Annotated in this window: 16 protein-coding genes; 9 read left to right on the forward strand and 7 right to left on the reverse strand. The window is 73.6% G+C overall.

Annotated elements, in window-relative coordinates; all coding sequences use genetic code 11:
* Positions 1 to 152: 152 nt before the first annotated feature.
* The 4 genes from CHF16_RS03495 (at position 153) to CHF16_RS03510 (ending at position 6,529) form a co-directional block, all read left to right on the forward strand.
* Entirely contained in the window at positions 153 to 2,372 is a 2,220-nt protein-coding gene (locus CHF16_RS03495; protein ID WP_089324427.1) for a DUF4132 domain-containing protein, read from the forward strand.
* A 185-nt stretch (positions 2,373 to 2,557) separates the two neighbouring features.
* On the forward strand, positions 2,558 to 4,714 hold the full coding sequence (locus tag CHF16_RS03500; RefSeq protein WP_089324428.1) for an MMPL family transporter: 2,157 nt from the start codon (positions 2,558 to 2,560) through the stop codon (positions 4,712 to 4,714).
* A gap of 5 nt (positions 4,715 to 4,719) precedes the next feature.
* Positions 4,720 to 5,895 carry a sensor histidine kinase gene (locus CHF16_RS03505; RefSeq protein ID WP_089324429.1) on the forward strand — a complete coding sequence of 392 codons (1,176 nt, stop codon included), beginning with the start codon at positions 4,720 to 4,722 and terminating at the stop codon, positions 5,893 to 5,895.
* 1 nt (position 5,896) lies between these two features.
* On the forward strand, positions 5,897 to 6,529 hold the full coding sequence (locus CHF16_RS03510; protein ID WP_089324430.1) for a response regulator: 633 nt from the start codon (positions 5,897 to 5,899) through the stop codon (positions 6,527 to 6,529).
* Positions 6,530 to 6,552: 23 nt separating this feature from the next.
* On the opposite strand, the gene CHF16_RS03515 is transcribed toward CHF16_RS03510, so the two are convergent.
* The 4 genes from CHF16_RS03515 to CHF16_RS03530 are packed head-to-tail and all read right to left on the reverse strand — an operon-like array spanning position 6,553 to position 10,071.
* Positions 6,553 to 7,269, reverse strand: a complete 717-nt coding sequence (locus CHF16_RS03515; protein WP_089324431.1) for an ABC transporter permease — start codon at positions 7,267 to 7,269, stop codon at positions 6,553 to 6,555.
* Positions 7,266 to 8,177 carry an ABC transporter ATP-binding protein gene (locus CHF16_RS03520; protein ID WP_089324432.1) on the reverse strand — a complete coding sequence of 304 codons (912 nt, stop codon included), beginning with the start codon at positions 8,175 to 8,177 and terminating at the stop codon, positions 7,266 to 7,268. The genes CHF16_RS03515 and CHF16_RS03520 overlap by 4 nt, the downstream gene beginning before the upstream one ends.
* 50 nt (positions 8,178 to 8,227) lie before the next feature.
* Positions 8,228 to 9,106 carry an ABC transporter permease gene (locus CHF16_RS03525; RefSeq protein WP_089324433.1) on the reverse strand — a complete coding sequence of 293 codons (879 nt, stop codon included), beginning with the start codon at positions 9,104 to 9,106 and terminating at the stop codon, positions 8,228 to 8,230.
* Positions 9,103 to 10,071 carry an ABC transporter ATP-binding protein gene (locus tag CHF16_RS03530; protein ID WP_089324434.1) on the reverse strand — a complete coding sequence of 323 codons (969 nt, stop codon included), beginning with the start codon at positions 10,069 to 10,071 and terminating at the stop codon, positions 9,103 to 9,105. Before CHF16_RS03530 ends, CHF16_RS03525 begins: the two co-directional genes overlap by 4 nt.
* 292 nt (positions 10,072 to 10,363) lie before the next feature.
* Here CHF16_RS03530 and CHF16_RS03535 point away from each other — a divergent pair, with 292 nt between their 5' ends.
* Positions 10,364 to 11,218: an HNH endonuclease family protein gene (locus CHF16_RS03535; protein ID WP_245868190.1), complete on the forward strand. Its 855-nt coding sequence runs from the start codon at positions 10,364 to 10,366 to the stop codon at positions 11,216 to 11,218.
* A 59-nt stretch (positions 11,219 to 11,277) separates the two neighbouring features.
* The gene (locus CHF16_RS03540; RefSeq protein WP_089324435.1) at positions 11,278 to 11,607 is read left to right on the forward strand and encodes a hypothetical protein; all 330 of its coding nucleotides are present in this window, start codon (positions 11,278 to 11,280) and stop codon (positions 11,605 to 11,607) included.
* Here CHF16_RS03540 and glmM read toward each other — a convergent pair.
* The 3 genes from glmM to rplM form a co-directional block, all read right to left on the reverse strand.
* The gene (glmM, locus tag CHF16_RS03545; protein WP_089324436.1) at positions 11,604 to 12,947 is read right to left on the reverse strand and encodes a phosphoglucosamine mutase; all 1,344 of its coding nucleotides are present in this window, start codon (positions 12,945 to 12,947) and stop codon (positions 11,604 to 11,606) included. The two genes, CHF16_RS03540 and glmM, sit on opposite strands and share 4 nt — an antisense overlap.
* 119 nt (positions 12,948 to 13,066) lie before the next feature.
* Entirely contained in the window at positions 13,067 to 13,573 is a 507-nt protein-coding gene (gene rpsI, locus CHF16_RS03550) for a 30S ribosomal protein S9 (RefSeq protein WP_089324437.1), read from the reverse strand.
* Positions 13,574 to 13,693: 120 nt separating this feature from the next.
* A complete protein-coding gene (gene rplM / locus CHF16_RS03555) occupies positions 13,694 to 14,146 on the reverse strand; it encodes a 50S ribosomal protein L13 (RefSeq protein ID WP_089324438.1) in 453 nt (150 codons plus the stop codon).
* A 766-nt stretch (positions 14,147 to 14,912) separates the two neighbouring features.
* Here rplM and CHF16_RS03560 point away from each other — a divergent pair.
* From CHF16_RS03560 to CHF16_RS41800, 3 genes are all read left to right on the forward strand, one after another.
* Positions 14,913 to 15,680, forward strand: coding sequence for a CAP domain-containing protein (locus CHF16_RS03560; RefSeq protein WP_089324439.1), 768 nt, complete (start codon positions 14,913 to 14,915; stop codon positions 15,678 to 15,680).
* 117 nt (positions 15,681 to 15,797) lie between these two features.
* Positions 15,798 to 16,904, forward strand: a complete 1,107-nt coding sequence (locus tag CHF16_RS03565; protein ID WP_089324440.1) for a hypothetical protein — start codon at positions 15,798 to 15,800, stop codon at positions 16,902 to 16,904.
* Positions 16,905 to 16,928: 24 nt separating this feature from the next.
* A complete protein-coding gene (locus tag CHF16_RS41800) occupies positions 16,929 to 18,527 on the forward strand; it encodes a hypothetical protein (protein WP_089324441.1) in 1,599 nt (532 codons plus the stop codon).
* Positions 18,528 to 18,571: the final 44 nt, after the last annotated feature.

Raw genomic sequence — 18,571 nt, forward strand, 5'->3', positions numbered from 1 at the left:
TCTGGCACGATCAAGAACCCTCCGCTCCGTTGTAACACGCGTCACACGGGACGGATATGGCACACCTCGACAGGGCGTGTCCGGCGCGGCGGGCGCGGCGCGCCGTCCCGCCGGTGATCGGAATTGTCCGTCGTGGCCGCGAATATTGAGCGATGACCGACACTCCCCGCGTCGAAGACGCCGCCGAGAGCGACCTGCCCCGCCTGCTCGTCGAACCGCCGTGGACCCGCCGGACGGCCCGGAGCACGGAGCCGATCGTCATCACGGGCCTGAAGCGGCCCAAGACCCCGGCCGCCGAGTCATGGCCTCCCGGGCTGCGCGAGGAGTGGCTCAACGCGGCGGACGGCTACCAGCAGTCGTACGCGCCGCTCCCGGCCGACACCGACTGGGCGGCGGTGGCCGAGCACTACCGCAGCGGAGCCGCCCTGGAGGAGCGGCGAGGCGGGGACCGGGCCCGCAGGTACTACCGGCTGGTGATGGACGGTCCCGGCGACCTCGCCGAGGAGCTGCTCGCCGACGAGCGCTACTACGGCGACTGGTCCGGCTGGGTGTACCTGCTCCGGCTCAAGCACTTCGCCGCCCGGCGCGGTCTCGCCGCCCGCCGGCTGATCCTGCGGGCGACCAAGAAGCACCTCTCGGCCGCGGAGGCCCTCATCCCGTTCGTGGACGACGCCACCGCGCAGGTGATGATCAACGCGCTCGGCCAGGTCGACGAGGCCGCGCGGTTCTGGTTCGGGTGGCACGGCCCGGCGGCGGCGCCATTCGTCGTCCCGGAGGCGCTGCGCAAGCCGGGGCCCAAGCGCACGAAGGCCGAGCAGGCCCTCGCACTGATCGCCCGGGAGCACGGCGGCGACCGCGTCATCGAGGCGGCGCGCGCCTACGGCGAGCAGACCGCCGAGGCGATCGCGGCGCTGGGCGTGGACCCGCTCGACCAGTACCCCGACGAGCTGCCGGAATGGGACGAGGACCGGGTCCGCGAGCAGCTCCCCCGGCTGCTGCTGCGCGGCCGGGAGCGGGCGCTGCCCGTGTCCGCCGCCCGGCACTTCGTCACGATGCTGCTGATCTCCACGCCGAAGGACCCGTATCCGGGCTGCGAGCAGGTCATCGAGATCTGCGATCCCGGCTCCCTCGCCGAGTTCGCCTGGGCGCTCTGGGCGGCCGAGCGCGGCGGCGGGCTGTGGGCCGCGCCCGGCGCCCAGTACGCGCTGCGGCGGCTCGGCGACGCCGGAACGGCCGCGCGCCTCGCGGGCCGGATGGCCCGCTGGGACAACTACTTCACCTGGACGTTCAAGGGCTTCCAGGCGCTCGACGTGCTCATGGAGATCGACGCGCCCGCCGACGACAAGCTCCGGCACCTCGACCGCATCGTCCGCCGCGGCGCCGACGCCAAGCACCTGGGGCCGCGGGCGCAGAGGCTGCTGAACCGCGCCGCCGAGGAGCGCGGGCTGTCGCCCGAGCAGCTCGCCGACCGGCTCGTCCCCGACCTCGGCCTGGACGCGGACGGCTCGCTCGTCCTCGACTACGGCCGGCGCCGGTTCCGCGTCGGGTTCGACGAGCAGCTCAAGCCCTACGTCACCGACGAGGACGGCAAGCCGCGCAGGACGCTGCCGAAGCCGGGCGCCAAGGACGACGAGGCGCTCGCCCCCGCCGCGTACGCGCGCTTCGCCGAGCTGAAGAAGGAGGCCCGCGCCACCGCCGCCGACCAGATCAGGCGGCTGGAGGCGGCGATGGTGGCCGGACGGTCCTGGTCGGCGGAGGAGTTCGGCTCCCTCCTCGCCGGGCACCCGCTGCTGCGGCACATCGTCCGCCGCCTGGTGTGGTCGGCGGGCGAGGACGCGTTCCGGGTCGCCGAGGACGGCACGCTCGCCGACGTCCACGACGACGCGTACGTCCTGCCGCCGGAGGCCCGCGTGACGCTGCCGCATCCCGTCCGGCTCGGTGAGAAGCCCGTCGCGGCATGGGCGGAGGTGTTCGCCGACTACGAGATCCTGCAGCCGTTCCCGCAGCTCGGCCGTACCGTCCACACCCTTGCGGACGACGAGCGCACCGCGAGCCGCCTCACCCGTTTCGAGGGGTGCACCGCACATTTCGGCAGGTTCATCGACATGACGTCGCGCGGCTGGAAGCTGGGCGAGAAGGAGACCGGCGGGTTCCGCCGGCAGGTGAACCTCATGACCCCGGAGGGCCGGCACCTCATGGTCGCGATCGAGCCCGGCATCCGCGTCGTCACCCCCGAGGAGTTCGCGGAGCAGACGATCGAGCGGGTCATGCTCTTGACCGGGCCCTACTCGGGCTCGCAGGTCCCGTTCGGCGAGCTCGACCCGGTCACCGTGTCGGAGGCGCTGGCCGAACTGACCCGCCTCACCGGCTGACCCTGCTCACCGGCCGGACCCCGCTCACCGGCCGGACCCTGCTCACCGGCCGGACCCTGCTCACCTGCTCGGGCCGGGCCACCTGCCGGTCGAGCGGCTCACCCTGCCGTCCACCGATCGGTGGACGGCAGGTTCAACCGGTCGAGGCTCATGCGGGAGGGGGTACCTCGACCAGGCTCTTTCCCATGACAGATCTCCCTGTACGCATGGCCCGGTGGAGCGCCGGGCACCCGTGGCGCGGCATCGCCGCCTGGTTCCTGTTCGTGGCGCTGTGCCTCGGCGCCGGAGCCTCGATCGGCGGGCACGCCGCGACGACCGAGGACTTCTGGATCGGCGAGGCCGGACGGGCGGAGGCCATGGCCACCGAGGGCGGGCTCCAGCAGCGGCCCGTCGAGCACGTCCTGATCACCGGCCGGGGGCCGGCGGCCGACGCGGCGGCGCGGGACGCCGCCGCGCGGATGAGGGCGCTGCCCGAGGTCGCGTCGGTGTCCGCGCCCGTGCGCTCGGCCGACGGCGCGGCGGTCCGGGTCGACGTGACCTTGAAGGGCCCCGAGCTCGAAGGCAAGGAGCACGTCGAACCGCTGCTCGCGCAGACGGCCGCGGTGCGGGCCGCCCACCCCGGGGTGAGGGTGGAGGAGGCGGGCGGGCCGTCCATCAGCAAGGGCGTCGGCGAGCTGCGGAGCGACGACCTCGCCCGCACGGAGGTGATCGCCATTCCGATCACGCTGCTCACGCTGCTGGTGGTGTTCGGCTCCTTCGCGGTCGCCGTGGTGCCCGTGGTGCTCGCGCTGTCCTCGATCGCGGCGGCGATCGGCCTGTCGATGCTCGCCTCGCACGCCTTCCCGGACGCCGGGATCGGCGCCAGCATCATCCTGCTGATCGGCATGGCCGTCGGCGTCGACTACACGCTGTTCTACCTGAAGCGCGAGCGTGAGGAGCGGGCGCGCTCGGGCGGCCGGCTCAGCGCGCGGGCGACGGTGGAGCTCGCGGCGGCGACGTCCGGGCGCGCCGTGGTGGTGTCGGGGCTGGCGGTCGCCGTGTCCAGCGCGACGCTGTACCTGGCGGACGACGTCATCTTCTCCTCCATCGCGACCGCCGCGATCGTGGTCACGCTGGTCGCGGTGGTCAGCTCGCTGACCGTCCTGCCCGCGGTGCTGGCGAAGCTCGGCGCCTGGGCGGAGCGCCGGGCGGTGCGGCGCGGACGCGCGCCGAAGGCACCGAAGATCGGCACCGGCCGGATCACCAGGGCGATGCTGCGCCCCACGGGCCGGCACCCCGCCGCCACGCTGGCCGTGTCGGTGCTCGCCATGCTCGCGCTGGCCGCACCGCTGCTGACCCTCGACCTGACCGACATGGGCCGCGACAGCCATCCCCGCGAGATCGCCGCCATGCGCGTCTACGACCGGCTCAACGCGGCCTTTCCCGAGCTGAAGGCCACCCACCAGATCGTCGTGAAGACCGGGGCGGGACGCACCGCCGAGGCGCGGGCGGCCCTGGCCGACCTGGCGCGGCGCGCCGAGCGCGACCCGCTGCTCGCCGGGACGTCCGAGCTGCGCACCTCGCCGGACGGGCGGATCAGCGTCCTCGAACTGGCGGTCCCGCACCACGCGAGCACCCGCGAGGCGCAGCGCTCCCTGGAGCGCGTGCGGGACGAGTACGTCCCGGCGGCGACCGGGCGGCTGGACGCCGAGACCGCCGTGACCGGCGACGTGGCCCGCTACGCCGACTACCCGGAGCACCAGAAGCACAAGCTGCCGCTCATCATCGGGGCCCTGCTGCTCGTCACCTTCGCGATGACGGTGTGGGCGTTCCGCTCGGTGGTCCTCGGCCTGGTCGGCGTGCTGCTGAACCTGCTGTCGGCGGGAGCGGCGCTCGGCCTGCTCACCGCGGTCTTCCAGGGGACGTGGGCCGAGGGGCTGCTCGGCTTCACCTCCACCGGCTCGATCGGCTCCCGCGTCCCGCTGCTGCTGCTCGTCATCCTGTTCGGCCTGTCGATGGACTACCAGGTGTTCGTGATCAGCCGGATCCGCGAGGCCGTGCTGCGCGGCGTCCCGACCCGGCAGGCCGTGCTGGACGGGATCGGAGGCTCCGCGAGCGTCGTGACCAGCGCCGCGTTCGTCATGGTGACGGTGTTCGCCAGCTTCGTCCCGCTGCACATCATGGAGATGAAGCAGATGGGTTTCGCGCTCGCGGTCGCCGTCCTGCTCGACGCCGCCGTCATCCGCATCATGGTGCTGCCCGCGCTGATGCTGCTGCTCGGGGACCGCTGCTGGTGGCCCGCGCGGGGCCCCCGGCGGGCCCGGGACGGCGGCGCCGAGCGGATCCCGCAGGCCATAGGCTGACCGGCATGCCGATGCCGCAACCCGGCGAAAGCCCCCAGGTGCGCGCGCTCCGCCGCTGGTACGTCGCCGCCTGGGTGCTCCTCGGACTGGTCCCGCCCGGCATCGCCGTGTGGGACCAGCCCGACGGGACGCGGTCCGCGACGCTGGCGCTGCTGTCGGTGCTGGCGCTGTGCTACCCCGTCACCGGGACGTTCCCCGGCGACCCCGTCCTGCGCCGGACCGCGTTCCTCGGCGCGCTCATCGCCGGGATCGGCGCCGTCTCCTACGCGATGGGCGGCGCCGCATCCCTGCTCATCGCGTCGCTCCCGCACTTCTGGATCTTCGCGGGGAGCCCGCGCCGCGCGGTCGTCCTCAGCGGCGCCGCCACGGCGGCCGCGGTGGCGGGCGGCGCCGCCCGGTCGGTCCCGGACGGCCCGCCGCTGACCGGCAACGCGGTCGCCGCCCTCATCGGGTACGCGGCGGGCGTCCTGCTCGGGCTGTGGATGCACCGGGTCGTGGGGCGGCACGACGAGCGCGCCCGCGCCCTCGCCGCCGACCTGGCCGACGCCGAGCGGCGGCTCGCCGAGGCGCAGCGCCGGCAGGGCGCCGCCGACGAGCGGGAGCGCCTCGCCCGCGAGATCCACGACACGCTCGCGCAGGGCCTGGCGTCCATCGTCGTGCTGGCGGAGGCGGCCCGGGACGGCCTCGCCACCGACCCGGCCGGGAGCGCCCGGCAGCTCACCTCCATCGAGCGGACCGCGCGGGAGAACCTCGCCGAGGCGCGCGTCCTCGTCGGGGCGGCGGCGCGGGGCGAGGTGGCCCCCGCGTCCATCGCCCGGACGCTGCGCCGCACCCTCGACCGGTTCGCCGAGGACACCGGGCTCGCCGTCACCGCCGAGCTCCCGGACGTCGACTGCGACCAGACCACCCGCATCGCGCTGCTGCGCTGCACCCAGGAGTCGCTCGCCAACGTCCGCAAGCACGCCGCCGCGTCCGCGGTCGGGGTCGTCCTGGAGCGGCGCCCGCACGGCGTCGAACTGGAGATCACCGACGACGGGCGCGGGTTCGCGGTCGGCGCGGCCCGCGGCTTCGGCCTGGACGGCATGCGCCGCCGGCTCGCCGAGCTCGGCGGCGAGCTCACCGTCACCAGCTCCCCCGGCGACGGCACCCGCGTCTTCGCCACGATCCCCCTGAAGGCATGACATGACCGGCAGGCTGCGCGTCATCGTGGTAGACGACCATACGGTCATGCGCGCGGGAGTGGTCGCGCTGCTGGCCGCCGAGCCCACCATCGAGATCGTCGGCGAGGCCGGCGACGGCCGCGAGGCGGTCGCGCTCGCCGAGCGGCTGCGGCCCGACGTCGCCCTGCTCGACCTGCGGATGCCGGTGCTGGACGGCGTCGCCGCCACCGCCGGGATCATCCGGTCCGGTACCCGGGTCCTCGTCCTCACCACCTACGACACCGACACCGAGATCGAGCGGGCGATCGAGGCCGGCGCCATCGGCTACCTGCTGAAGGACACCACCCGGGAGCAGCTCGTCGACGCGGTCCGCGCCGCCGCGCGGGGCGAGACGGTGCTCGCCCCGCGCGTCGCGGAGAAGCTCGTCGCCCGGATGCGCCGCCCCGAGCCGGCCGCGCTGACCGCCCGGGAGATCGACGTGCTGCGGGCGGTCGCCGACGGCCTGTCCAACGCCGAGATCGGCAGGCGGCTCGTCATCGCCGAGGCGACGGTCAAGACCCACCTCCTGCGCGTCTTCGCGAAGCTGGACGTCGGCGACCGCACCCGCGCCGTCGTGGTCGCGATGGAGCGCGGCCTCCTCGGGGACGCCCGCTAGCGGCGCACCCTGGCTGACGCTCGCTAGTCGGCGCTGGCCACCGCGAGGGTGCGCAGGCGGAACGTCGCGAGCAGCGTCCCCGCGGCGGTCACCGCGACCAGCAGCCCGATCGCCACCGGGAGGTCGACCGTCGAGGTCACCGGCGAGGCGTCCGTCAGCGCGTCGGTGATCGACAGGCACCACTGCTGGATGGACGCCGACTTCGCGCCCGGCGCGAAGCTGCCGAGCAGCGACTCCCACACCAGCGCGTACAGCAGGCCGATCGTGACCGCGTTGCGGCTGGCGACGGCGAGCGCGACGAACACCGCGCTGTAGGCCACCCCGCCGATCAGCACGCCGACCGCGAACGCCGGCGTCAGCTGCGCGGTCGTCCCGCTGAGGACCAGGCCCGCGAGCAGCGTCGGGACGGTCGCGAACGCCGTCACCAGGATGATCGCCACGACGAGCTTCGTCAGCACGATCACCTCGCGCGGGATCGGCTTGGTCAGCACGTACATGATCTGGCCGTCGTCGATCTCCGGCCCGATCACCCCGGTGCCGGCGATCAGCGCGAGCAGCGGCAGCAGCGTCGCGAGCCCGAACTGCTGGAGCACGCCCGCGGAGACGTCCAGGTCGTCCTGCCCGGCCCAGCGCAGCACGACCGCCAGGATCAGCATGATGAGCGGCAGCCCCAGCAGGAGCAGCGCGCGCTTGCGCCCGAGCATCGCCCGGAACGTGATCATCGCAATGGTCGGGTTCATCGGGCCACCAGGTAGGAGAAGACACTTTCGAGGGACTCGTCCGCCGGGGAGACCTCCCAGAGCCGCACATCGGCGTCGCGGGCGACCTGCGGCAGCAGCAGGGTGAAGCGCTGGAAGTCGACCGCCTCCACCCGCAGGCCCTTGTCGGTGAGCTGGACGCTGCGGGCCGAGCCGTCGGCGATGACCGCGGCGGCGAGGCCGCGGTCGTCGGACGAGCGGACGAGGAAGATGTGCGGCCGGTCGGTCATCAGCCGCCGGATCTTGCGGAAGTCGCCGGACGCGGCGTGCCGGCCCGCGACGATCACCTCGATGTGGCTGGCGAGCCGCTCGACCTCCTCCAGGATGTGCGAGGAGAACAGGATCGTGCGGCCCTCGTCGGCCATCCGCTGGATGAGGTCCATCAGCTGGAGGCGCTGCCGCGGGTCCATGCCGTTGAACGGCTCGTCCAGCAGCAGGACGGGCGGGTCGTGCACCAGCGCCGACGCCATCTTGATGCGCTGCTTCATGCCCTTGGAGTAGTTGCCGATCGGGCGCCCGGCGGCGTAGTCCATCTCGACGAGGCCGATGGCCCGCCGCGCGGCGGCGTCCGGATCGGGCAGCCTGTGCAGCTTCGCCATCGCCGTGATGAACTGCTCGCCGGTGAGGAAGTCGTACGCCGACTCCCGCTCGGGGACGAGCCCGAGGCTGCGGTAGGCGGACGGGTTCCGCCAGATCGGCGCCCCGTCCAGCGTGACGCTCCCCGACGACGGCGCGAGGAACCCGCCCATCATGTGGATGAGCGTCGACTTGCCGGCGCCGTTCGGGCCGAGCAGCCCGGTCACCCCGGGCCCGACCTTCATCGACACGCCGTTGACGGCGACGACGTTCCCGTACCAGCGGGACACGTTCTCCAGAATCAACTCGCTCATACCTTTTGTGGGGGGACGACCCCCCACACCCCCCGCCTCGCTTCGCTCACTCACGACAGCCCCGCCTTCCGGAACCGGCGGTACAGAACCCCGATCGAGCCGACGACGATAACGACGCACAAGGCCAGTGCCACGACGCCGCCGGTGACGCCGGGCGCGATGCCCGGCGAGGACGACTGCGCGCCGAGCAGCCTGACCTGGACGATGTCGACCAGGTTGAACGGGGTGGCCAGCCCGATCCAGCCCTGGAGGGTGAAGTTGGTCTGCGCCTCGGCGATGCCCTGCACGGCCCCGACGAACGCGGCGCTGATCATGTAGACGGCGATGACCGCGGCGACGCCGAAGCCGCGGCGCGGCGTGAACGCCGCGACGACCATCCCGATCGCGGCGAGCACCAGCGCGTACAGCAGGCAGCCGACGAGGGCGCCGAGGTACTTCAGCAGCTGCTCGCCGGAGTCGGGCATCTTGGTGATCAGCCCGCCGGCGTACAGGACGGTGACCGGCACCGCCATCAGCGCCAGCAGCGCGGTGGTCAGCGCGGCGCCCTTCGCCAGCACGAAGTCGAGATGGCCGACCGGCCGGGAGAAGTACAGCGGGATGACGTGGAACCGGACCTCGCGGGAGGCCAGCACCGGCGCCTGCGTGGCCAGGAAGATCGCCACGATGACCTGCATGATGTTCGCGTAGGACGCGTAGCGGATCAGCGCGTCCGGCTCCTTGCTGAACGCGAACGCCGCGACCGACCCGGACGCCGGCAGCAGCATGATCGCCGCCAGCAGGAACGGCATCACCTTGGCCCGCGCGGGGCGGCCGAGACCGAACGCGGCGCGCAGGTTGTGCACGTACAGCGACCGCAGCACGTACGCGCGGCCGTTGCGGCGGCCCTCGTAGTGGCGGTAGCCGATGTCGTGGATGGTGCTCGTGCTCATCGGGGGGCTCCCTGCTGGACGGGTCCGGCGGGCGGCGGGACGGCTCCGGCGGGGGCGGGCGGCGCGGGCGGCCCGGCCTGGAAGACCTCCTCGATGTGGTGGCGGCGCTGCTCCATCCGGATCAGCCGCAGCCCGAGGTCGGCGACGCCGTCGCGGATGAGGTCGTAGGTCGCCTCGCCGGCGATGTCGACGATGAGGAACCGGCCCTCCGGCCGGACGGACACGCCCTGGTCGTGCAGGTGCCGCCCGAGCACGTCGCGCCCCTCGTCGACCTCCACGGTCAGCACCCCGCTCGCGGCGGTGTACGCCTCGACGGCCTGGGACCGCAGCAGCTTCCCGCCGTCGATGATGACGACGTGGTCGCAGACCCGCTCCAACTCGCCCAGCAGGTGCGAGGTGACGAGGACGCTGATCCCGAACTCGGCGCCGATGCGCCGGATCAGGTCGAGCATCTCGTCGCGGCCGGCCGGGTCGAGGCCGTTGGTGGGCTCGTCCAGGAACACGAGCTTCGGGTCGTGGACGAGGGCCTGCGCGAGCTTCACCCGCTGGCGCATCCCGGTGGAGTAGCCGCCGATGGGGCGGTACCGCTCCTCGTAGAGGCCCACGTGCCGGAGCGTGTCGGCGGCCCGTTCGCGGGCGGCGGTCGGGGGCAGCCCGCACATGCGGGCCATGTGCACGACGAACTCGGTCGCGGACACGTCCGGCGGCAGGCAGTCGTACTCGGGCATGAACCCGACGCTCTCCCGGATCCGCAGGCCCTCGCGCGCGATGTCGAGCCCCAGCACGGTCGCGGTGCCGGAGGTCGGCGGCAGCAGCCCGAGCAGGATCTTGATGAGCGTCGACTTGCCGGCGCCGTTCGCGCCCACCAGCCCGACGACGCCCGGTTCGACGGCCACGGTGAGCTCGTCCAAGGCGGTCACCCGGGGGAACCTCATCGTCAGGCCCTGGGTGGCAATGATCGGCATGTTTCGAACCTAGCGGCTGCCAAGGTGGGGCACGTCACCCTCAAGGGCGATGCGGGGGCAGCCTTTCGTCCGATGCGGCGTAGACCTAAGTCCGCCGCCGGAGCGCCGGACGTCGACCGTCCCGCGGGACCATCCCCCCACAGCGCCTTCTGGGCTCGCGGATGCAGCACGGGCCGATGCTGCCGCGAACGGCGGGTCCGTGTGCCCGCGGCACCAGCCCATACGGTTTGATCGGTTATTTGCACGGCTTTTGGTGAAAAACAACGACAGCTACCCCCAGGGCGGTGACGGTATGGCGCTGCGTGGCCCGATGCCGCATGACCGGATGCGGCGTGAGCGGAGGCGGTTCGACCGGAGGCGGTTCGACCGGAGGCGGCGGGAACCGGGCCGGAGGCTGCTGGTCGCGGGCGCGCTCGCGCTCGGCCTCGCGGCGGCGACCGGCTGCGAGGCGACGCTGAGCGCGGGCGACCCGTCCGGCTCGCCCGGCGCGGGCGCGCCCGCCGCCGGTGACGGCCGCGCCGTCAGCCCGCTGGACAACCCAGACGGCACCAAGCCGGGCCTCGCCGCCATCACCTCCGCCGGCGACCGCGCCGAGGCCCGCAAGATCATCGCGAAGGTCGCCACCAAGGGCCGCGGCCCGAAGACCGGGTACGAGCGCGACAAGTTCGGCTACGCGTGGATGGACAACGCGCCCGACGTCCCGTTCGCCCGCAACGGCTGCGACACCCGCAACGACCTGCTGAAGCGCGACGGCACCGAGGTCCGCCACCGGTCCGGCTCCGACTGCGTGGTCATCTCCCTCACGCTGGCCGACCCGTACTCGGGAAAGACGATCGAGTGGCGGAAGGCGAAGGCCACCGCCGTCCAGATCGACCACGTGATCCCGCTGTCGTACGGCTGGCAGATGGGCGCGTCGCGCTGGCCTAAGGGCAAGCGCCAGTCCCTCGCCAACGACCCGCTGAACCTCATCCCGGTGGACGGCCCGCTCAACGGCGCCAAGAGCGACTCCGGACCGGCGTCGTGGCTGCCGCCGAACAAGCGCATCCGCTGCTCCTACGGCGTCCGCTTCGCGCAAGTGGCGCTGAAGTACGACCTGCCGGTCACCGCGCCCGACAAGGAGGTCATGCTCGGCCTGTGCGGCGGATGACCGGCGCGGGCCGCGCACTGCGGCACCCCGGTCGCGGGACGGCCGAATATGCTCGTCCGATGAGCAACGAACCCGACGGCACGAAGGACGGCGAGACCGACGAGACCGGCGCGACCGGCGCAACGCCGCGCGTCCGCACCGAACGGGGGGTCGGCGCCCGCGCGACCGGGGCCGAGGTGACCGGGGCGTCCGCGACCGGGCTCTCGGTGCGGCTCGGCAACGGGCTCGGCTCGCTCGCGATCGGGTCAATGGCGCTCGGCGCGCTCGCGGTCGGCGCCGTCGCGATCGGCAAGCTCGTCGTGAAGCGCGCCGTCATCGCCCATCTGGAGGCCGGCACGGTCGAGATCAGGCACCTCAAGGTGGGGCGCCTGGAGATCGACGAGCGCTAGCCGAGGACGGTCCGCACGACGCCGGCGAGGTGCTCGGCGACGGACTGGGCCTCGTCGTGCGACGCCGCCTCGACCATCACCCGGACCATCGGCTCGGTGCCGCTCGGGCGGATCAGCACGCGGCCGGTCTCGCCGAGCCCCGCCTCGGCGGCCGCGACCGCCTCCGCCAGCTCCGGTGAGGTCTTCGCGCGCGCCTTGTCGACGTCCTTGACGTTGATGAGCACCTGCGGCAGCCGGGTCATGACCTTCGCCAGCTCGTCCAGCGGCCGGCCCCGCCGGGCCATCGCGGCGGCCAGTTGCAGGCCGGTCAGGACGCCGTCGCCGGTCGTGGCGTGCTCCAGCATGATGACGTGGCCGGACTGCTCGCCGCCGAACCCGAAGCCGCCCTCCTTCATCGCCTCCAGGACGTACCGGTCGCCGACCGCGGTCTCCACCACGGTGATCCCGGCCTCCCGCATCGCGAGCTTGAAGCCGAGGTTCGACATCACGGTCGCGACGACGGTGTCGGACGGCAGCGCGCCCGCCTCGCGCAGGTCGAGCGCCAGGATCGCCATGATCTGGTCGCCGTCCACGACCTCACCGGCCGCGGTCACCGCCAGGCAGCGGTCGGCGTCGCCGTCGTTGGCGATGCCGACGTCCGCGCCGTGCTCCCGCACGGCCTTCCGCAGCGCCTCCAGGTGCGTCGAGCCGCAGCCGGAGTTGATGTTCAGGCCGTCCGGCGCCGTCCCGATCGTGAAGACCTCCGCGCCGGCCCGGCGCAGCGCCTCCGGGGCCACCTCGCAGGACGCGCCGTTCGCGCAGTCGACCACGACGCGCAGGCCGTCCAGCGACACCTCGACCGTCGACACCAGGTGCGCGACGTACTGCTCGACGGCGCCGTGCGCCTCCCGGACCCGGCCGACGCCGGCGCCGGTCGGCGGCTCCCACGCCTCGCCGAGCCGCGCCTCGATCCGGTCCTCGATCTCGTCCGGGAGCTTGTAGCCGCTGCGGTCGAAGAACTTGATGCCGTTGTCGGGGGCCGGGTTGTGCGACGCCGACAGCATCACGCCGAGGTCGGCGTCCAGCGCGTGCGTCAGGTACGCCACCGCCGGGGTCGGCAGGACGCCGAGGCGCAGCACGTCCACCCCGGCGCTGGCCAGGCCCGCCACGACGGCCGCCTCCAGGAACTCGCCGGACGCCCGCGGGTCGCGGCCGACCACGGCGAGCGGGCGATGGCCCCGGAACGTGCCCTGCTCGCCCAGCACCCGCGCCGCGGAGACCGACAGGTCCATGGCGAGCGGAGCGGTCAGATCGCGGTTGGCGAGCCCGCGCACGCCGTCGGTCCCGAACAGACGAGCCACAGTTCAACTCCCGATGAGACTGGATGACCCCGGAAAAGCGGACGAGCCGCCGCACCCGCCGCGCCTCCCCCACGGACCTGCCGCGTGGGAGCACGGGGTGCGACGGCTCGTACCGTCGATCAACGCTTGCTGTACTGCGGAGCCTTGCGGGCCTTCTTGAGACCGGCCTTCTTGCGCTCCGGCACCCGCGCGTCGCGGGTGAGGAAGCCGGCCTTCTTCAGCGCCGGGCGGTGCTCGATGTTCGCGAACTGCAGCGCGCGGGAGATGCCGAGGCGCAGCGCGCCGGCCTGGCCGGTGGTGCCGCCGCCGTTGACGCGGGCGAGCACGTCGAACTGGCCCTCCAGGCCCAGCAGCACGAACGGCTCGTTCACGATCTGCTGGTGCACCTTGTTCGGGAAGTACTGGTCCAGGGTGCGGCCGTTGATCTTCCACTGGCCGCTGCCGGGGACGATGCGGACCCGCGCGATGGCCTGCTTGCGGCGGCCGGTGCCGGCCGCGGGGCCGGTCGCGACCGGCTGGCCGAGGTAGCCCTCGCCGGGCGCCTCGGGGGTCTCGGTGCTGTACTCGGACGGCGCGTCCTCGTACGAGTCGAGCTCGACGCCCTCGGCGCCGGTGGTGTCGTCCACGGTTCTCCTCAGGGTGTTCTAGCCAGGGCGGCGGGCCCGTCCATCGGGTGCCCCGGCGGCCTCATGTCTTCGCGATGCCTTCGCTCGGCGTTCTCGCGTGCGCCCGGCCGGGCGCGGGTGTCACTTCGCGGGCTGGCTGATCTGGGTGATCTCGAACGGGACCGGCTTCTGCGCCTGGTGCGGGTGGTCCGGCCCGGCGTAGACCTTCACCTTGCCGAACATCTTCCGGCCGAGGGAGTTCTTGGGCAGCATGCCCTTGATCGCCTTCTCGACCGCCCGCTCCGGGTTCTTGGCCAGCAGCTCGGTGTAGGTGACCGAGCGGAGACCGCCCGGGTAGCCCGAGTGCCGGTAGGCCTTCTTGCGCTCCGCCTTGTTGCCCGACAGCGACACCTTGTCGGCGTTCACGATGACCACGAAGTCACCGGTGTCGAGGTGCGGCGCGTAGATCGGCTTGTGCTTGCCCCGAAGCAGCTGCGCGACCTGACTGGCGAGACGGCCAAGCACGACATCGGTCGCGTCGATGACGTACCACTGACGCTGGACGTCAGCGGGCTTAGGGGTGTACGTGCGCACGGTCGTCAGCCTTCGTTTCTCGTCGACTTTCAGCGGTTTCGATCCTCCGCTCCCCCTCGCGGGCGAGCGCCACATGTCAGCGGAAATCCTGCTCGCGCCGATCAGAGGATCATCCGACCCGGCGCTCCGGGAGGCCGGGGCCCCCACATCCGCGGCAGTTGACGCGAACACTCCGGGACGCACCGGCTCGCTGGTGCGTCGCCCCACCCGGAGGGCAGGCGTCACGCACACAACAAATAGGCAGGATACACGAGCCGCGGGGAAGGGGCGCAATCCGCGGTGCGGAGCGGCCTCAGCGACGCCGCAGAGCCCTTCCGCAGGGGACGTTCGGCAGCGTCATCGTGACCACGGGTAGCGCTTTCGATCTTTCTTAACGGATATCCGTAACACGGGGTGTATATGGGGATAAGGTGCCGGGCAACCGAGTCCACGCCGGCTCGCGCCGGCCCGCACCCGGGAGCCCTCGCTGTCCACTCCCCGCAGACCCGGCGACTCCGCCGGAGGCCGCCAGCCCAGGCACGACGGGCGGGGCGGCCGCGAGCCCCACTTCCGCGTCTCCCCTCCCCGCGACGAGCTCGTCGCGGGCGGTCCGCGGCGCCGCACGTCCCGCTCCGCGCCCCCGCCGGGCACTCACCGGGCGGACGGCGGCCGGGGCCAGGGCGGACCGGGCCGGGGAGGCCCGGGCCAGAGCGACCGAAACCAGAGCGGCCGAGGGCAGGGCGGCAAGAAGCGCGGCCGGTCCCGGCTGCGGAGCGCGTCCGGGCTGATGGCCGTCGTCACCGCGTCCGGGCTCGCCATCGGCATCGGCGTCACGATCGACCGGCTCGTCCTGCCCGAGCTGCGCTCGGACCGGACCACCGCGTCCGGTCCGGAGGCGGGCTCCCCCACCGGGACCCTGCCGGGCCCGCAGAGCGACATCCCGCCGAGCGCCCCCGCGTCCGGGACGCCGAAGAGCGGCACACCGGGCGCACCGAGCGCCACGCCCACGCCGGCGGCCACGGAGTCCGCGCCGCCGCTGAAGCCGATCCACCCCCGCAAGACCGCCTCGGCCGAGCCCTCGAAGTCAGCGGAGGCTCCCGCGCCCGGCGGTGCGCCACGGACGACGACGTCCGGCGGAGGGGGCGGGGGCGGCTCCACGGGCGGGTCGTCCGGGGGCTCGTCGTCCGAGGCCGCCGTCGTGTCGCTGACCAACGCCGAGCGCGCCAAGCAGGGCTGCAAGCCGCTGCGCATCGACCAGCGGCTCGTCACCGCGGCCCGCAGGCACTCCGCGGACATGGCGGCCAACGGTTACTTCGACCACACCTCGCGCAACGGCGACAGCCCGTGGAAGCGGATGGAGGACGCCGGCTACACGAGCCCCGGCGCGGAGAACATCGCCAAGGGCTACCCGACGGCCGCCGCCGTGGTGAAGGGCTGGATGAACAGCCCCGGCCACCGGGCCAACATCCTGAACTGCGGCCTGCGCGCCATCGGCGTCGGCCGGGCGTCCGGGCCCGGCGGACCGCTGTGGACGCAGGACTTCGGCTGGACGTGACGCACCCGCTCCTCCGAGCGCGACCTTAGGGGAATCACCGGCGTCCGGTTCGCCCCCATGTCATGGTGGGTGTCCGAACGTGAAGACCCCTGAATGAGGAACGGTAAGGTCCAACCCATGGGTTATCCGGGCGATCAAGGCAAACCCGGCGACTGGCCTCCCCGGCAGCCGCCCCGCGCGCCGTACGGACCCGGAGCCGGAGCGCCGCCGTACGGCCACGACGACGACGAGGCCCCCTTCGCACCGCGCGGGCGGGACGACGACCCCGCCGCGTGGAACGACGCGCCCACCGCCTCCTGGGACGAGCAGCCCACGGCCTCCTGGGACGAGCAGCCCGCCGGGGCCCGGAGCGAGCACCCGGCCCCGCCGTGGGACGACCGGCCCGTCGCGGGCGGCGCGTTCACCGGCGACGACTCCTTCGGCCCGCCCGAGGGGATGCCGCCGGGCCCGCCCGGCGCGTCCGGCGGCGGGCCCACCCCGCCCGAGCGGCGCCGCAACCTGCCGCTGATCATCGGCGGCTCGGCGGTCGCCGGGATCCTGCTCATCGGCGGCGGCGTCGGGATCTCCTCCATGCTCAAGGACGACGACGCGAAGCCCGCGAAGGCGGCGCCGTCGCAGGCCGCGCCCGCGCCGGAGCAGCCGACCCCGACCCCCACCGAGCCCGTCCTCACGCCGGTGAAGCTGAAGACCCGCACCACCGACCCGAAGCCGCTGACCCTCAAGGAGGTCTTCGGCAAGGCGAAGTTCACCGCCGGCGACCACAAGTACGTACGGACGGCCGTGAGCGCGCAGAAGAGCTGCACCGGCGTCGTCGGCGGCGCGAGCCTGGAGAAGGCCCTCAAGAAGGGCGACTGCACGCAGGCGCTCCGGGCCACCTACGCGCTCAGCAGCGGCTCCCTCATCGGCACCGTCGGCGTGTTCAACCTCAAGAGCGAGACCGCCGCCAAGGCGGCCGTGAAGGCCGCCGGCGGCAAGGACGCCTTCCTGCAGGCCCTGCCCGGCAAGGGCGTATCCAAGACCAACGGCAAGGGCGAGGCCTTCGGCACGTCGCAGGCGCGCGGCCACTACGTCATCATGACGTGGGTGCAGCGGCCGGACGGCAAGAAGATCGCGAGCAAGTACCATGCCGCCGTCCAGGTCTTCGGCACCCAGATGGTCAAGGGCAGCAACCTCGCCCTCGCCCTGCACTACAGGGAAACCGAAGGCAAGCCCCTCCAAAAGTGACCCCTCCGAATACCCTCACTGCTTATGTCTGGACCTGAAGACACTCGGGAGACCGCCGCGTCGGCGGGGACGTCAGGCGTCCCCGCCGATCCGGCGCCGCCCAGTTTCGGCGGGGGCGACGGCGAGAGCACCACCGGGACCGCCTCCGGCGGACCTGCCGCCGAACCCGCCCCGCTCCGGCTGCCCGCGTTCGGCCTCCAGGCGCCCTGGTGGGCCGCCGAGTCCGAGGCCGACGCCGCACCCGAGCCCGCGGCCGCCCCCGCGCCGACGGTCGACGCGCCCGCGCCCGCGGCCAAGACCGCCGCCCCCGAGCCGGAGGCCCCCGCCCCCGAGCCGGAGGCCGAGGCCGCCACCGAGACCGCTCCCCCCGAGGTCGCCCCCACCGAGCCGGCCCCCGCCGGCGCCTCGCCCGGGACGCTCGTCGCCGGCGCGGGAGTCCCGTCGGTCGACTCCCGCGGCGCCGTTCCCGCCGAGCCGCTCGTCAAGCCCCCCGTCTCGACCGACGACACCGACCCCGACGGCTTCACCGCCGTCCGTCCGGAGGGCGCAGCCCCCGAGGACGACACCGCTAAGGACGACACCACCGTGGACAACCCCGCCGTCAACGAGGCCGCGGAGGGCGGTCCCGCGTCGCTCTCCGCCTTCGAGAAGGCGAAGGAGGCCGAGAGCGCGGCGTCCGCGCAGACGGCCGTGCTGGTTCCCGACGCGATCCTGCCGCCCGGCGTGGTCCCGCCCACCGGCAGCGGACCGTTCCCGCACACCGAGACCGCCGACGGCGCCACGGCCGCCGACGGCCAGATCCCCGTGATCGCGCCGGTCTACCACACCGAGGGCGGCGTCCCGCTCGACACGCCGCCGCCTCCCGGCACGCCGCCGGCGCCGCCGAAGGGCGCGTCCGGCGGCGCGAACAAGCGCCGCACGGTGCTGATCGGCGGCGGCGCGGCGCTCGTCCTCGCGGCCGGAGCCGCGCTGTTCGCCCTGGGCGGGACGGGGTCGTCGGACGACAAGGGCAAGGCCCCCGAGCCGGCCCGGCCGTCCGCCGCCGCCCCGGCGCCGTCGTCCGCCGCCCCGGCACCGCCCAGCCCGACCCCGACCACCGCCGCGCTGACCATCGACAACGAGAAGAGCGACACCAAGGACCTCGCCTTCCGCGACGTGTTCCCGCAGGAGACGCTGAAGCTCGGCGGCCGGACCTACATCCGCGACCGCTGGTCCCTGAACCGCGACGTCAAGTACGCCGCCCGGGGCGCGATGCTCACCGCCCTGCAGCAGTACCAGTGCCGCAAGATCGTCCGCGCGACGTTCATCGACCGGAAGAACAAGCTCGCCGTCACCTCCGGGATCGCGGTGATGCCGACGAAGGACGCCGCGATCGCGGTGAGCCGGGCCGGCGACCCCGCCAAGTACGAGTGGTTCCGCGGCATGGCCGGCAAGCACTCCCCGGACATCGACCGCGCGGGCGGCTACGCGGCGGCGACCGTCCGCGGCCGGTACGTGGCCTACGCCTACGTCCAGTGGGCGAACGGCAAGAAGGCCGAACCCGGCGACCCCGTGATCAAGCAGGCCGCCCAGCGGTTCCTCGACTACGACCTGCGCCCGATCATGGCCCGCGCCCGCGGCTGACCGGACCTCTCACGGCCGCGCGCCCCACCGCGGGGTGCGCGGCC

The organism is Actinomadura meyerae, assembly GCF_900188445.1.
Taxonomy (GTDB): Bacteria; Actinomycetota; Actinomycetes; order Streptosporangiales; family Streptosporangiaceae; genus Spirillospora; species Spirillospora meyerae.

Bases quoted from the DNA above. Each gene is read 5' to 3' on its own strand.
- CHF16_RS03495 (WP_089324427.1), top strand. From the start codon at position 153: ATGACCGACACTCCCCGCGTCGAAGACGCCGCCGAGAGCGACCTGCCC.
- CHF16_RS03535 (WP_245868190.1), top strand. From the start codon at position 10,364: ATGGCGCTGCGTGGCCCGATGCCGCATGACCGGATGCGGCGTGAGCGG.
- CHF16_RS03530 (WP_089324434.1), bottom strand. From the start codon at position 10,071: ATGCCGATCATTGCCACCCAGGGCCTGACGATGAGGTTCCCCCGGGTG.
- CHF16_RS03520 (WP_089324432.1), bottom strand. From the start codon at position 8,177: ATGAGCGAGTTGATTCTGGAGAACGTGTCCCGCTGGTACGGGAACGTC.
- CHF16_RS03565 (WP_089324440.1), top strand. From the start codon at position 15,798: ATGGGTTATCCGGGCGATCAAGGCAAACCCGGCGACTGGCCTCCCCGG.
- CHF16_RS03510 (WP_089324430.1), top strand. From the start codon at position 5,897: ATGACCGGCAGGCTGCGCGTCATCGTGGTAGACGACCATACGGTCATG.
- CHF16_RS03500 (WP_089324428.1), top strand. From the start codon at position 2,558: ATGACAGATCTCCCTGTACGCATGGCCCGGTGGAGCGCCGGGCACCCG.
- CHF16_RS03515 (WP_089324431.1), bottom strand. From the start codon at position 7,269: ATGAACCCGACCATTGCGATGATCACGTTCCGGGCGATGCTCGGGCGC.
- CHF16_RS03525 (WP_089324433.1), bottom strand. From the start codon at position 9,106: ATGAGCACGAGCACCATCCACGACATCGGCTACCGCCACTACGAGGGC.
- CHF16_RS03560 (WP_089324439.1), top strand. From the start codon at position 14,913: ATGGCCGTCGTCACCGCGTCCGGGCTCGCCATCGGCATCGGCGTCACG.
- CHF16_RS03540 (WP_089324435.1), top strand. From the start codon at position 11,278: ATGAGCAACGAACCCGACGGCACGAAGGACGGCGAGACCGACGAGACC.
- CHF16_RS41800 (WP_089324441.1), top strand. From the start codon at position 16,929: ATGTCTGGACCTGAAGACACTCGGGAGACCGCCGCGTCGGCGGGGACG.
- CHF16_RS03505 (WP_089324429.1), top strand. From the start codon at position 4,720: ATGCCGATGCCGCAACCCGGCGAAAGCCCCCAGGTGCGCGCGCTCCGC.